Source organism: Paenibacillus sp. 7516, assembly GCF_002272715.1.
Lineage (GTDB): Bacteria > Bacillota > Bacilli > Paenibacillales > Paenibacillaceae > Paenibacillus > Paenibacillus illinoisensis_A.
Genome location: NZ_NPBI01000006.1, coordinates 16,787 through 31,586, shown reverse-complemented (window position 1 = coordinate 31,586; position 14,800 = coordinate 16,787). Strand labels below are relative to the sequence as shown.

The window sequence follows — 14,800 nt, the reverse complement described above, 5'->3', positions numbered from 1 at the left end:
AGAATAAGCCAGACATGTCATTGTTGAAAATAGGAAGGATATGTATCCTGAAGGATGGCCAGATCTGTGACGGTCAGGTGAAGATGTTCCTGCATAATTCGTTCTGCCGTCTGGGCATCATGCTGCTGAATGGCCTTCACCATGGACCGGTGCTGTTGGATCAGATGATCCCACTGATGATCCGAAGACAAACGAAGCATCCGGCTTCGATTGAGGTGTACATTCATCTGCTGGATCACGGTCCATGTTTTGCTTTTGTTGCATCCTGCAAAAAGGGTGCTATGGAATTCCTCGTCCAGTTGAAACATTCGTTCATCGTCCGGTTGCAGCAAACATGCTTGCTGCTGAGCAAGGTTTTGCTCCAATAAAATCATCTCCTGATCCGGAAAATGCTCGCATGCAAGCCGGATCACGGCCCGTTCCAGCTGCTCACGCATGAAGCGTGCTTCTTCAACGAGGTCTACCTGTATAAGAGAAACATACGTACCGCGCTGCGGATACACTTCAAGCAAACCTTCCTGTGCAAGTCTTACAAAACTCTCTCGAACAGGAGTACGGCTTACCTGAAACTCCAGCGATATTTCCTTCTCGGAGATAGCCGTGCCAGGAGGCAATTTTAAACTTAGAATCAATTGCTTCAACGTAGCATAGACGACATCCCGTGTTGAGGAGGCTTGCTTATTCATGGACGACAGACCGTTTAGGGAAGACGACAAACCGGCTTTGGACGAAAACTTTGGGATATATTCCACAACTTCAACTCCTTCAATGACATACTACCATACTTGTATGGTAGTATGGAAGCGCTTTTATTACATTTCAAATGGAATATTGAATGAATAATTGAGTTTTATCTGAAGTAGAGATAAAATAGAGGTCAATAGGTTTAAACACTTAAACCTATGTATATGAATGTATACAATGATCGAGCAAATTGAGGTGAACATATGGGTCAACAAGCGATAAGTATTTTCCAGTCCTGCATTCCATTATTCCAGGTGCTAAGCGATAACCACCGTCAAAATATTTTGTTAATCCTAACCGAGCGGGGTCAGATGACCGTAAACGAGATTACAGAACAATCCAGTCTGTCGAGACCAGCCATCTCTCACCATCTCAAGTTACTGCTTGAAAAAGGGCTTATTTCCGTGGAACAGAAGGGTACCCAGCGGTATTATTCTGCTTCCCTGAAGCCATCCGTTGAACTGTTGAAAGAACTGGTTGCTGCGTTGGAGAAAGAGTGTCTGTAGACAACCGATGAATCTTAACAATGAAGCACGTAGTCTTCCGTTCGTTACGTTCGTTTGTTTAAACGTTTCATCAATATAAGTAGAGGAGACATATGATATGAGCACCTTGCAGGAATTAGATCATCATGCGGTTAAGCTGATTTTGGAGCAGCAGCGCCAGTTTTTCCGTTCCGGGGCTACGCGTTCAGCGGAGACTAGAATCGAGCGTTTAACCCGGCTGAAACAGGCTATTCAGAACTATGAGTCCAAACTCACCGAAGCGCTGCATCAGGACTTGGGTAAAAGTGAGTTTGAATCCTATACAACCGAAATTGGTTTTATGATGGACAGCATCACACACACGATAGGAAAAATAAAAAAATGGGTCAAACCCGTTAAGGTAAAAACGCAGATGGCCCTGGTCGGCTCCAAAAGTTACATTATTCCTGAGCCATATGGATCCGTGCTGATTATTGGACCTTTCAACTATCCATTTCAGCTTCTGATTGAACCTCTGGTTGGTGCGATTGCCGCTGGGAACACTGCGGTGCTCAAAGCCTCCGAAAACACGCCTGCTGTTTCGGCCGTTGTACGTGAAATAATCGCTTCGGTGTTCGAGCCGGGTTATGTACAAGTCGTGGAAGGCGCTAAGGACACAACGACAGCACTGATTAATGCTCCGTTTGACTACATCTTTTTTACGGGCAGTGTACCGGTAGGTAAAATCGTCATGGAGGCTGCTGCCAAAAACCTCGTTCCTGTTACCCTGGAGCTTGGAGGGAAAAGTCCTGTCATCGTGGATGAGAAAGCAGATATCAAAGTTGCTGCTGAACGCATCATATGGGGCAAACTGCTCAACACGGGACAGACCTGTATTGCTCCGGATTATTTGCTTGTGCATGAACAAGTGAAGGAGCAGCTGATCTCGGAGATGAAAAGAGCTGTGGAGACCTTCTTTGGTACAGACATTCAGCATAATCCCGATTATGGGCGCATTGTCAATCAGGCTCATTTCAGAAGATTAACGAACCTCATCGAACGGGACCAGGACAAAGTGATCTATGGCGGTCATGCTGATGAAGCGGATCGCTACATTGCACCGACACTGATTGATGCTGAATCTTGGGATGCAGCCACCATGGAAGATGAGATCTTCGGACCGATTTTGCCCATAATCAGTTACCGCAGCATTGATGAAGCCATTGAAGGGATCTTGAAGCGTCCGAAGCCGCTCGCTCTCTATTTGTTCACATCAGACATACAGCTTCAGGATAAAGTGCTCAGCGAGGTTTCTTTTGGAGGCGGCTGTATTAATGATACGATCACTCACGTAGCCAATCCACGGCTGCCATTTGGCGGTGTAGGACATTCCGGTATTGGCTCTTATCATGGGCGGTACAGCCTCGAAACCTTCTCACATATGAAAAGTGTGCTGAAAAAGAGCACCAAACTGAATTTGTCCATTTTGTACCCGCCGTACGATGGCAAGCTGAAGACAATCAAGCGTTTGTTGAAATAAGCACTGCTGCATAAGCAGAGGAAGCTCGTAATCATTTATTTCGCTCAACATTCTGACAGACTCACTGTAGAGCAGGCTGTTCCTGTCGGAATTGAGACGGTGACATGCCTGACCAACGCTTGAATTGACGGCTAAAGTGAGCGATATCCTTGTAACCGAGCATTGCAGCGATACTTTGAATTGACAGTTTCGGATTACCAAGCAGAACCTTCGCTTCGTGCAAAACCATCTCGGAGAGCGCCACGCGCGGAGACTGACCAAATACCTGCTTGAACACACGGTTACAATGAGAGGAGCTAATCCCCAGTTCAGCAGCAATGTCATCAATTCCATAGTGGCTGTCGGTTTCATTGCCTTGCTTAAACTGCTGGTTTACCAGCCCTTGCAGTCGATTCCGGATCTGATGAGCAAGCTCAATCCGCTCATATCCTTCGGAGAACAGATGTGCTGCCTCCTGAGAGACGGCTTCCCACAAGTGCCCGAATAATTCGAATACAGCGGATTGCAGCTGCATGCGCTGAACCATTGTATTCGGTGTCGATTCTTCATTTGCAGAATTCATTAATTTGCTCAGAACCGGCTCAATTTTTAATGTAACCGGATTGTCTGCATGGAAGAGAGTCTGCTTGATTCGGGCAAGCAAGGAGAGGAACAACTGATCATCGATATCAAAGTGCATGCAGAAATACGTAAATCCCTGACCGTCCTGGCTCTGGCTGGAATGAACGCTTCCTGGAGGAATGAGGAGCAGTTCGCCAGCCTTTTGTGTGTACATTTGTCCGTTCACCGACATGAGCTGTACACCCTCTGTCACATAGTTCAGCTCGTATTGGGGGTGTTCATGTGCCGGATAATTCCAGTCCGCACCGACACTCCGCAGATGAATGGCAAAGAGATTGACGGTGGTCTGTACATCCGGGTAGAAGACCTCATGTACACTTTCACCCAGAGCGGGAGGCAAATAAGTAGAAGACATCGGAGACCTCCTTTATAATAGAAACTAATAAAATGGGCAGTCAGCTTACAAGGCTGGCATGTTCGAAAATAAATGTAATCGCTTTAATTGATTATAAACGATCAGCTTGATTTGGGTAAATATCCGATTGATTTGTCCATGGTCTAGGGCGGAATGGGCATGTTAGGATGAGGCTATGAAAACGCATGCAAACCATATTGAGAGGGGTCATCGTTCATGAGCACATCCAAATCGATCTTTTATAACGCCCACCACTCACCGATCGGGGCTTTTGCAAGTTTTACACTTGGATACAAAGGTGCCAAAGGTGGACTCGGCCTGGAGCTGGGAAAACCTGCAGACCAAAATATATATATAGGATTACAATCTCGCGATGGCGAACATTATGAGGCACTGCCCTTTTTTGCAGCGACCGAGGATGAGAGTGTTCGCTACGATGTAGAGAAACTGGACAATGCGGAAAACGGAATCGAAGAGGGAGCCGAAACACAGGCGCAGTCCCAGAAGCCTTCTTCAAACCAATCTAAGCGTCCGCTCATTGCAGCATTTCGTGATGAAGAAATTACACGTGAATTCAAGCCCGGTACAGACACCTGGATAGCGGGAGATCTGACTTTCCGGATCTATTCCCCAGTTCGTCCTGTACCTGAACCGAAGCATGGTGATCTTGAACAATTAAAGGATGCTCTGGTTCCAGCGGTTCTCGTGGAGATGACGATTGATAACACGCAAGGGCAGCAGTCACGAAGAGCATATTTCGGATATCAGGGTAATGATCCGTATTCGGCAATGCGCATGATCGGCGGACCCGAGGGCGGAAAGCTCACAGGTGTCGGACAAGGAAGGCTTACAGCGATTATGTCATCAGATGATGGACTGTACCCTGCACTTGGGTTCACGTTAGATAAAATCCTACAGGAAAAACATGTGGAGAATTTGGCTTTTGGATTAGGTCGGACAGCTGCATTGCTAATGGAAGTCCCTGCTGGAGAGAAACGTACATATCACTTCGCAGTTTGTTTTTATCGCGGTGGCATCGTCACTTCCGGTTTGGATACGACGTACTGGTATACCCGATATTTCGCGGATATCCAGGAAGCCGGCCAGTATGCTCTGGATCGTTTCGACGCATTGACATCATCTTGCGAGGAAGCAGAACAGCGTCTGGATACCAGCTCACTGTCGGATGATCAGGCATTTATGCTCGCCCATTCCATTCATAGTTATTATGCAAGCACGCAGCTGCTGGACGCAGATGGTGAACCGTTCTGGATTGTCAATGAAGGCGAATATCGGATGATGAACACCCTTGATCTGACAGCAGATCAGTTATATTTTGAACTTGCCCTGAACCCTTGGACGGTCCGCAACGAGCTCGAGTGGTTTGTGAAACGTTACAGCTATACCGATCAGGTTCGCTTCCCTGGGGAAGATCAATTGTATCCAGGCGGCTTGACCTTTACCCATGATATTGGTGTGGCGAATGTGTTCTCCCGTCCAGGATATTCTGCCTATGAGTTAGTGGGGATAGATGATTGCTTTTCCCAGATGAGTCATGAAGAGCTTGTGAACTGGCTGTGCTGTGCAACCGTATACATTGAACAAACCCAGGATCAGGAATTTGTGAAGCAGATGCTTCCTGTAATTCAGGATTGCTTCGATAGCATGCTTAACCGGGATCACCCGGATGAAGATCAGCGTAACGGTCTGATGGGACTCGATAGCAGTCGTACAAAAGGTGGAGCAGAAATTACGACTTATGACAGCCTTGATGTGTCACTCGGTCAATCCCGTAACAATATTTATCTGGCAGGGAAATGTTGGGCCGTATATGTGGCTCTTGAAAAGCTGTTTGCCGCGGAGAAACTCTCGGATTTATCCCTTCGGGCCGGACGTCAGGCTGATCGCTGTGCCGCGAGTGTTGCAGCCCAGTTGACAGAAGGAGGCTACATCCCGGCTGTTATTGCGGAGAATAACGATTCCCGTATCATCCCTGCTATAGAGGGGTTGGTATTCCCTTACTTTACAGGTTGTGAAGGTGCACTGGATCCACATGGCCGGTTTGGTTCTTACCTGCAGGCACTCCGAACCCATTTGAAGACCGTTCTAGTACCAGGTACTTGCCTATTCGAAGATGGGGGATGGAAGCTGTCCTCGACAAGTAATAACTCGTGGTTAAGCAAAATCTATCTATCCCAGTTTATCACTAGAGAAATACTGGGCATGGAATGGGATGAATCAGGGCAGGCATCCGATGCCGCGCATGTGAACTGGCTGCTGCATCCCGAAGAGTCTTACTGGTGCTGGAGTGACCAGATCCTGTCGGGCGTTGCCGTAGGCAGCAAATATTACCCGCGCGGCGTAACATCCATCCTTTGGCTGCTGGAAGGCAAAGGTACTCGTTTGGAACAGATCTATGCTAGCAAGGAGGCGGTACGATGAATCGTTCAATTGTTCAACAAAACTTGGCTGGCCCGCAGTATGATGCGTGGCTTGGATATCTCTCTGGTGAATACAGTCGTAAGAGTACTGCAAGTCAGACTGTTCCTGCTTGGGCGAAACGTATATATGCAATAGAGAAGCATGAAGTAATCTCTACAGCTCTGGAAGAGCTTACACAAGGATTGGAGAAATTGTTCGGTGATAAACCAATAACAGTCTTATCCGGTACCGACCTTGCGGATAAACAGGCTTCCCAGGATCCTGGTATCTGGATTGGCACGTGGGCAGGCAATTCACTTCTTGCAGAGGCGTTCAGCGAGAGTGAACGCGCCGCTGTTCATGGTGAAGGGTTCGTCATCCGTGAAGACGAGGAACTAGGCAGACTCTTCGTTGGTGCAGAGACACCTCAAGGTGTACTGTATGGTACATTCCATTTGCTCAGAGAGCTGGTTCTGGCACAGGGGAATTCAAGTGAGGCGGATACATCCCCGAATAAATGGAGTCATGTGATTGAGCAGCCACGGAATGCGCTGCGGATGATTAATCAATGGGATAACGTGGACGGAAGCATTGAACGCGGATACGCTGGTAGATCTATCTTTTATGAAAATGGAGAATTCACGCAAGATATCGTACGCATTCGGGATTATGCACGATTGCTCGCTTCGACTGGCATCAATGCCATCTCCATCAACAATGTCAACGTACATCAGCGCGAAACATTGTTTCTGACAGAACGCTTTCTGAGTGATGTAGCTCGTGTGGCCTCTGCATTCAGAGCGTACGGCATCCGACTTTACTTAAGCGCCAACTATGCAAGCCCAATGGAGATCGGCGGATTGCTTACTGCAGATCCACTGGATGAGCAAGTACGAGAATGGTGGAACATTCAGACTGCCAAAGTGTATGCGGCCATCCCTGACTTTGGCGGATACCTGATCAAAGCGGATTCCGAAAATCGCCCGGGTCCATTCACCTACAATCGGGACCATGCAGATGGAGCGAACATGCTTGCCGAAGCACTACGTCCATTTGGTGGATTGGTTATATGGCGCTGTTTCGTCTACAACTGCAAGCAGGACTGGCGAGATCGCTCCACAGACCGAGCGCGTGCTGCCTATGGTCACTTTAAGCCTCTGGATGGCCGGTTTGCAGATAACGTCATTTTGCAGATCAAAAATGGTCCGATGGATTTTCAGGTCAGGGAAGCCGTGTCTCCGTTGTTCGGAGCAATGGACAAGACCAATCAGGTGCTCGAATTTCAGATCACCCAGGAATATACAGGTCAGCAGCGGCATTTGTGTTATCTGATTCCACAGTGGAAAGAAGTATTGGATTTCGACACCTATGCGAAGGGACAAGGATCGGAAGTTAAACGTATTGCGGATGGTTCCCTGTATAACAGACCTCATAGCGGTTTTGCCGCTGTTTCGAATATTGGTGCAGATGCATGCTGGACAGGACATCCACTTGCTCAGGCCAATTTGTACGGTTATGGTAGACTCGCCTGGAATCCCGAACTGTCTTCGGAAGAGATTGCGGACGAATGGGTTAGACTGACGTTTGGGCACGACGAAGAAGTCGTTCGTCTGATCTCTGGCATGCTTCTGGACTCTCTGGACATCTATGAAAATTATACGGCTCCGCTCGGAGTAGGCTGGATGGTTAATCCGGATCATCATTATGGTCCCAATGTGGACGGTTATGAATATTCCAAATGGGGAACGTATCACTTCGCAGATTGCAAGGGCATTGGAGTAGATCGGACCGTACAGAGCGGTACAGGTTATACATCGCAGTATCATACGGAAAATGCAGAACGATATGAAAATGTCACGACCTGTCCGGATGAGCTGCTGTTATTCTTCCACCATGTTCCTTATACGCATGTGCTGCATTCTGGCAAGACCGTCATTCAGCACATTTATGATACACACTTCAAGGGTGCGGAACAGGCGCAAGCTTTAGCGGAAACCTGGAGAAAGCTCGAAGGTAAAGTGGACCCGGAAATTTTCGAAACCGTAGCTCTGCGTCAGGATAATCAGGCCGAGCATGCCAAGGAATGGCGGGACATGATTAATACGTACTTCTATCGTAAGAGTGGTATTGAGGATGAGCAGGGACGAACCATTTATTAATTTGAAATTCAGCTACACCTGCCTAGTTTTATTGAATGAAAGAGCAGCATTGGCAACCAAGAGGAGGCGAAAATCCAATGGGACAGCATCAATTACCACAGACGATGAAAGCAGCTGTAATGACTGAACCAGGACGAATCATCATCGAAGAACAGGCTGTACCGAAGCCTGCCGAGGACGAAGTTCTGATTCAGGTCATGGCAGTAGGCGTGTGCGGGTCGGATGTGCATTATTTTGAACACGGAAGAATCGGCAGATTTGTAGTGGAAAAGCCCATTATTCTGGGGCATGAATGTGCAGGTATTGTAGCGGCTATAGGCTCGAACGTATCGCGCTTGAAGGCGGGTGACCGGGTTGCCATCGAACCAGGCGTTACTTGTGGACGCTGCGTAGCATGTAAGGAAGGACGTTATAACCTGTGTCCAGATGTACAATTCCTGGCTACCCCGCCTGTTGATGGCGCATTTGTACAATACATGACCATTCGTGAGGATATGGTTTTTCCAATCCCGGATCATCTGTCCTTTGAGGAAGCTGCCATGAACGAGCCTTTTTCGGTAGGTATTCATGCTGCGCGTCGAAGTAAACTTGCTCCTGGGACCACGCTGGCGATCATGGGCATGGGACCTGTTGGGCTGATGGCTGTTGCTGCTGCAAAATCATTCGGAGTCGACAAAATTATGGTTACGGATCTGGAGGAAGTTCGACTTGAAGCTGCTCGGCGCATGGGAGCCACGCATACGATCAATGTGAGAAACGAGGATGCACAGACGGTCATTCGCGAGTTAACAAATGGAATCGGTGTGGATACGGCTTGGGAAACTGCAGGGAACCCCAAAGCGCTCCAATCCGCATTGTATTCACTGCGGCGGGGAGGCAAACTTGCCATTGTGGGCCTGCCGGCACAGGATGAGATTGCACTGAATGTTCCTTTTATTGCCGATAACGAGGTTGATATATACGGGATATTCCGCTATGCCAACACCTATCCAGCGGGAATTGAGTTCCTGAGCTCCGGTGAGCACGATGTATTGTCCTTGATCACTGATCGTTATTCACTGGATGAAACTCAACAAGCGATGGAACGGGCGCTTCACAATAAGAGCGGCAGTCTGAAAGTGATGGTTTATCCCAACGGCATTTAATTCTCTACTCAGGAAGTCCCGATTCAGGGACTTCTTTATTTTCATTTTCACTAAATAAATGATTATACAAGCTCCCATAACATGGTATAATTCATGAAGATTTTAATATATAAATGGATACAAACCACTCTGGTTGGTAAGCTACTTAGCGAAAGGAACTGAAGGTTGTGAGAACACATGAATTTACGATTCACTCTGATTTTCACCGGGATGATCTGATGTCTATATCTTCTCAAGCGTCACGTTTTGCCTCGGATATTTCATTGTCGTTTGTTGAGTCTGAGCATGAGCATCGTGTAGATGTCAAAAGCCTGCTTGGTATGGCGCTTCTTCCGATTCGTCATGGCAGTATAGTCAGATTGCAGACGCGAGGAAGAGATGAATTGGAGGCTCTGGAGTACATGCTGGATGTACTGGAGAAGGGAATAACTTAGAACGTGATCAGGTGCAGATTGTGGCGAATAGGTAAATATTTATCGTTTCTTCAAATCCTGCTGGTACTTTGTCCAAAAAAAGAGTATAATAAAATTTAGTTCTATTCAAGAAAGTACCCATTTAAAGGAGTGTAAATAGATTATGCCAAAAGCTGATATCCATCCAAAGACACAAACGGTTATTTTTTACGATGCAAGTGCTGATTACAAATTCCTGAGCTCTTCGACTAAATTCTCGAACGAGACAATGGAATGGGAAGATGGTAACTCTTACCCTGTAATCCGTGTGGACACTAGTTCCGCATCCCACCCTTTCTTCACTGGTAAACAAAGAAACGTGGACATCGGTGGTCGTGTTGACAAGTTCAACCGTAAATACAACCTCAAAAACTAGTTTGTCCATAGATGACAAGATCAACCTCGGGAATTCGTTTCCGGGGTTTTTCTATGTCTTGAACATCATTTGTAGGTCTACCAAGACTCCAAACGCTGACAATTTTTATTAAGGATTGCGCTTACATATCATTCGGAGGTAAACTAGGACATGAGTGAAATCATATTGGAGGAGGAAATAGAGATGAGTAGCATTACACATATGGTTACGTTTACACTTTACGCTGGCAAGGATACAGCAGAGGCAGAAGCTTTTCTGAAGGAAAGTGCGGAAGCACTTGCAGTCATTCCGGGCGTGGAGAACTTTCAGGTCCTGCGTCAGGTAAGCGCCAAAAATGAGTTTGACTACGGTTTCTCAATGGTTTTCGCCGATCAAGCAGCTTATGATGCTTACAATGAGCACCCGGTTCACCGCAAATACGTGGAGGAACGGTGGGAGAAGGAAGTTAGTCGTTTTCAGGAAATTGATCTGATTAATCACGCAATATGATGTAACTCTTTAATGATTAGGTCAGGGAATGACACGTTTCGAAACCGTTTTAGTTCATCATGCTGCATTTGCAGTGGTTTCATTCATTGATATAGAACCAGAGAGGTGCTGTCGCCATGCAATTGGATCTTACAGGCAAGACCGCGCTGGTCACTGGCTCCACTGGACAACTCGGGAGAGTCATCGCCCGTACGCTGGCTAGTTGTGGTGCCGATCTCGCGCTGCATTACATAAACAATGAAACGAAAGCTCTCGAACTTAAGCAAGAGATTGAGGCGAGTGGTAGACAGGCAGTTATCGTTCAAGGAGATATTACGAAACAGGAAACGGCTATGCAAATGCGGGATCAGATTCAGGCTGGTCTTGGCGTCGCTGGAGTTGACATTGTGGTCGCTAATGCAGTTATTCAATATGAATGGACCACTGTGCTCGAACAATCTCCCGAAGACTACATCAGCCAGTTCGAATCTTGTGTGCTGCAGAGTGTGTATCTCGCCAAGGCATTCATTCCGTACATGAAGGAAGCTAGAGGTGGTCGATTTATCGGCATTAACACGGAATGTGCCATGCAGAACTTTGCGACACAATCGGCATATACCGCTGGGAAACGTGGGATGGATGGACTGTATCGGGTTCTTGCCAAGGAAGTGGGAGAGTATCAGATTACCGTCAACCAAGTCGCTCCAGGCTGGACGATAAGCGAACGTGATCGTAACAGCGAGCCTGGTCATGATGAGGGTTACACGCGTACAGTTCCCTTGAAACGCAGGGGTGAAGATCAGGAGATAGCCAATGCGGTAGCCTTTCTGGCCTCGGATCTGTCCTCTTTTATTACAGGTGCCTATATCCCGGTCAGTGGTGGCAACGTGATGCCAGCTATTTGATTTGAAGATGTGATAGAAGATAAGTTAATTGAATGACTTATATACGTATATCTTGTTTGAAAAGAATCATTGAAACACCCCTATCTAGCTCCGTGTAGACGGAATGGCTTAGGGGTGTTTTGTTTTATATATCCAAAACTACATATGATTTTGATTCGGTTTTCGAAAGATTGGGGTATTAGAATAGGTATATTAACCGGGTGGAAACATAACTCAAAATAAGCGATTAAAGGAGATCCGTTATGAAAAAAACAATCGCAGATGTATTGGTTGAGGCATTATTAAATGCAGGAATTAAACGAATATATGGTATCGTGGGAGATTCTCTGAATGCCGTACTGGATTCCATCCGGCGTTCGGGTAAAATCGAATGGATTCATGTTCGTCATGAAGAGGTGGCGGCATTTGCCGCTGGGGCAGATTCGCAGGTCAGTGGAAGTATCGCAGTCTGTGCTGGGAGCAGTGGGCCAGGAAACATGCATCTGATTAACGGCTTGTACGATTGTCACCGAAACCGTGTGCCCGTACTTGCTCTTGCTGCTCATATTCCTAGTGATGAGATCGGAAGCGATTATTTTCAATCGACTCACCCTGAATATCTCTTCCAGGAATGCAGTCATTATTGCGAGGTCATTACGACTGCCAAGCAAATGCCTCGTTCGGTTACGATGGCGCTGCAAACTGCGGTCTCGCGTTCAGGCGTATCCGTCATTGTTCTTCCAGGAGACGTGGCAGGTCTTGAGGCAGCTAACCTGCCCGTTCCCGAGCATGTTTACCATGTGACACAGCCTGTTGTTCACCCTTCTGAACAGGAATTGCGGAAATTGGCCGATTACCTGAATCAGGACAAAAAAATCACATTGCTCTGTGGTGCGGGATGTGCAGGTGCGCGGGAATCTCTCATGCAGCTGTGTGATCGTCTGAAATCCCCCATGGTTATAGCTTTGCGCGGTAAGGAGTATCTGGAGTACGACAATCCCTATTCAGTCGGGTTGACCGGCTTAATCGGGTACTCATCCGGTTATCATGCCATGATGGACTGTGATGTCTTGTTAATGCTTGGAACAGATTTTCCCTATCGTCAATTCTATCCGGAGGATGCGATCGTGCTACAGGTTGATATACAGTCATCCCATCTTGGTCGGCGTACGAAGCTGGACTATGGGGTGTGCGGAGATGTCAAATCGACCATTGAGGCTTTGATGCCTTTACTGACGCATGAGCATCATGACAAACATCTGCGCAAAAGTGTGGACCATTTTCTGAAGGTACGTAAGGAGCTGGATGAACTTGCTGTCGGTAAACCCGGAAAAAAACCGATTCATCCGCAGTATCTAACCAAAGTAATCAGCGATGCTGCTGGGGAGAATGCCATTTTCACCTGTGATGTAGGTACACCTACGGTATGGGCCGCACGCTACCTGGAAATGAGTCGTAACCGAAGATTACTGGGTTCATTCAATCACGGTACCATGGCAAATGCACTTCCACAGGCGATAGGCGCACAGGTAGCCAATCCGGGAAGGCAAGTGATCTCGCTGTCCGGAGATGGCGGGCTTGCGATGTTGATGGGGGACCTGCTCACGCTCAAGCAGCATAATCTTCCGGTCAAAGTAGTCGTGTTCAACAACGGTGCGCTGAGCTTTGTGGAGCTGGAGATGAAAGCGGCAGGATTCCTTGAATCTGGCACCGAACTCGTAAATCCCAATTTCGCCATGGTTGCACAAGCGATGGGCATTGAAGGTATTCGGGTGGAAGACCCCGCAGAACTGGAGGGAGCGGTGGAACGTGCACTTCAGCATGATGGACCTGTCCTGATCGATGCTGTCGTGAATCGTCAGGAATTGTCCTTGCCTCCGAAGATTAATATCAAACAGGCAGAAGGATTTACGTTGTGGATGATGAAGGCGGTGCTCAACGGGCGTGGTGATGAATTGATCGAGCTTGCCAAAACCAACTTGCTCAGATAATTTGCGTGTAATGCGCAATCTCTTGCTCTATAGCACATCTCACTTGAATGGAGAGCGTAAATTCACCGAATGGTGAATACTCTCCTTCCGAGATGGCAAGGTTGTGATCCAAATCATGGTATGTACTTATATGATATGGTTTGTTTTTACGTCGTAAGTCCATTAAAATAGATAAAGTCAGGCAGGATTTATGTCAGTTTTAATCTACATATGTCGCAAATTGTTGAATTACATATCATCGCAATGAGCCGATCCGATGACAAGATGACTAACACAACTGGAGGAGATCAGAATGAGTCACACAGGTAAAGTAGCCATTATTACCGGAGCAGGAAGTGGATTGGGTCAAGCAGCTGCACTGAAGCTGGCAGAAAAGGGCGCATCCATTGTGGTTGTTGATCTCGTCGAGGAGACTGGTCTAGCAACAGTGAAACAGATTGAGAAGCTCGGTGCCAAAGCCATCTTCGTACAGGCAGATGTTAGCAAGGCGAGTGAAGTTGAGAATTATGTCAAAAAAACAGTTGAAGAGTTCGGTCGAATCGATATGTTCTTCAACAACGCAGGGATTGCAGGGCCTGGTATTAAGCTCATCGAACACACGATTGAGCAGTTCGACCAGATTATCGATATTAACCTTAGAAGCGTATTTTATGGACTGAAATATGTCATCACCGAAATGCTGAAAACGGGTGGCGGTGCCATTCTGAACACGGCTTCAACGGCAGGGATTGTCGGTGTTCCGGCAGTTGCTCCTTACGCGGCTACCAAGCACGGCGTAGTTGGTTTGACCCGTACAGCAGCCATTGAGTATGGCAAAGACAACATTCGTGTCAATGCGATTGCACCAGGAACAATCGAGACGCCAATGGTTATTCAATTCGGCAAGGACAACCCGGAAGTATTCAAAGCAACCGTAGACAGCATTCCATCCGGACGTCTTGGCAAGCCGGAAGAGATCGCGAATCTCGTTGCCTTCCTGCTTGGTGATGAAGCTCCTTACATCAATGGTGCTGTGTATCCGATTGACGGCGCAGTGACTGCCCAATAATAGTGGATAAAAAATAAAGAGGCCCGGTACGTATACAGGGTCTCTTTATTTGTCTTTACTCACATACTTCATATTACTACGACATTGCTCATTTAGCGTTGGCAGCATCGGTTTGGAGAGTTAACAAGCAGA

The 14,800-nt window shown here is 47.2% G+C and carries 13 protein-coding genes; 11 read left to right on the top strand and 2 right to left on the bottom strand.

Features of this window, described 5'->3' with window-relative positions:
• Window positions 1-17: 17 nt before the first annotated feature.
• Complete coding sequence (locus CHI14_RS03610) at window positions 18-686, bottom strand: GntR family transcriptional regulator (RefSeq protein WP_095287729.1); 669 nt, start codon at window positions 684-686, stop codon at window positions 18-20.
• 261 nt (window positions 687-947) lie between these two features.
• Between CHI14_RS03610 and CHI14_RS03605 the strand changes: the two genes are divergently transcribed.
• Window positions 948-1,250: an ArsR/SmtB family transcription factor gene (locus CHI14_RS03605; protein ID WP_095287060.1), complete on the top strand. Its 303-nt coding sequence runs from the start codon at window positions 948-950 to the stop codon at window positions 1,248-1,250.
• A gap of 97 nt (window positions 1,251-1,347) precedes the next feature.
• Window positions 1,348-2,748: an aldehyde dehydrogenase gene (locus CHI14_RS03600; RefSeq protein ID WP_095287059.1), complete on the top strand. Its 1,401-nt coding sequence runs from the start codon at window positions 1,348-1,350 to the stop codon at window positions 2,746-2,748.
• 61 nt (window positions 2,749-2,809) lie between these two features.
• Here the strand turns inward: CHI14_RS03600 and CHI14_RS03595 are convergent, their stop codons facing one another.
• Window positions 2,810-3,724, bottom strand: coding sequence for an AraC family transcriptional regulator (locus CHI14_RS03595; protein ID WP_095287058.1), 915 nt, complete (start codon window positions 3,722-3,724; stop codon window positions 2,810-2,812).
• A 216-nt stretch (window positions 3,725-3,940) separates the two neighbouring features.
• Between CHI14_RS03595 and CHI14_RS03590 the strand changes: the two genes are divergently transcribed.
• From CHI14_RS03590 to CHI14_RS03550, 9 genes are all read left to right on the top strand, one after another.
• Window positions 3,941-6,166 (top strand): glycoside hydrolase family 52 protein, encoded by a 2,226-nt coding sequence (locus CHI14_RS03590; protein WP_095287057.1) that lies wholly within the window; start codon window positions 3,941-3,943, stop codon window positions 6,164-6,166.
• Entirely contained in the window at window positions 6,163-8,304 is a 2,142-nt protein-coding gene (locus CHI14_RS03585) for an alpha-glucuronidase family glycosyl hydrolase (RefSeq protein ID WP_095287056.1), read from the top strand. The genes CHI14_RS03590 and CHI14_RS03585 overlap by 4 nt, the downstream gene beginning before the upstream one ends.
• 77 nt (window positions 8,305-8,381) lie before the next feature.
• Complete coding sequence (locus CHI14_RS03580) at window positions 8,382-9,449, top strand: NAD(P)-dependent alcohol dehydrogenase (RefSeq protein ID WP_095287055.1); 1,068 nt, start codon at window positions 8,382-8,384, stop codon at window positions 9,447-9,449.
• 167 nt (window positions 9,450-9,616) lie between these two features.
• The gene (locus CHI14_RS03575) at window positions 9,617-9,883 is read left to right on the top strand and encodes an HPr family phosphocarrier protein (protein WP_236146554.1); all 267 of its coding nucleotides are present in this window, start codon (window positions 9,617-9,619) and stop codon (window positions 9,881-9,883) included.
• 142 nt (window positions 9,884-10,025) lie between these two features.
• Complete coding sequence (locus tag CHI14_RS03570; RefSeq protein WP_095287054.1) at window positions 10,026-10,277, top strand: type B 50S ribosomal protein L31; 252 nt, start codon at window positions 10,026-10,028, stop codon at window positions 10,275-10,277.
• A 183-nt stretch (window positions 10,278-10,460) separates the two neighbouring features.
• Complete coding sequence (locus tag CHI14_RS03565; protein ID WP_170948013.1) at window positions 10,461-10,766, top strand: Dabb family protein; 306 nt, start codon at window positions 10,461-10,463, stop codon at window positions 10,764-10,766.
• Window positions 10,767-10,882: 116 nt separating this feature from the next.
• Window positions 10,883-11,650: an SDR family NAD(P)-dependent oxidoreductase gene (locus tag CHI14_RS03560; RefSeq protein WP_095287053.1), complete on the top strand. Its 768-nt coding sequence runs from the start codon at window positions 10,883-10,885 to the stop codon at window positions 11,648-11,650.
• A 242-nt stretch (window positions 11,651-11,892) separates the two neighbouring features.
• Window positions 11,893-13,620 (top strand): ubiquinone-dependent pyruvate dehydrogenase, encoded by a 1,728-nt coding sequence (gene poxB, locus CHI14_RS03555; RefSeq protein WP_095287052.1) that lies wholly within the window; start codon window positions 11,893-11,895, stop codon window positions 13,618-13,620.
• A 292-nt stretch (window positions 13,621-13,912) separates the two neighbouring features.
• A complete protein-coding gene (locus tag CHI14_RS03550; RefSeq protein WP_095287051.1) occupies window positions 13,913-14,668 on the top strand; it encodes an SDR family NAD(P)-dependent oxidoreductase in 756 nt (251 codons plus the stop codon).
• Window positions 14,669-14,800: the final 132 nt, after the last annotated feature.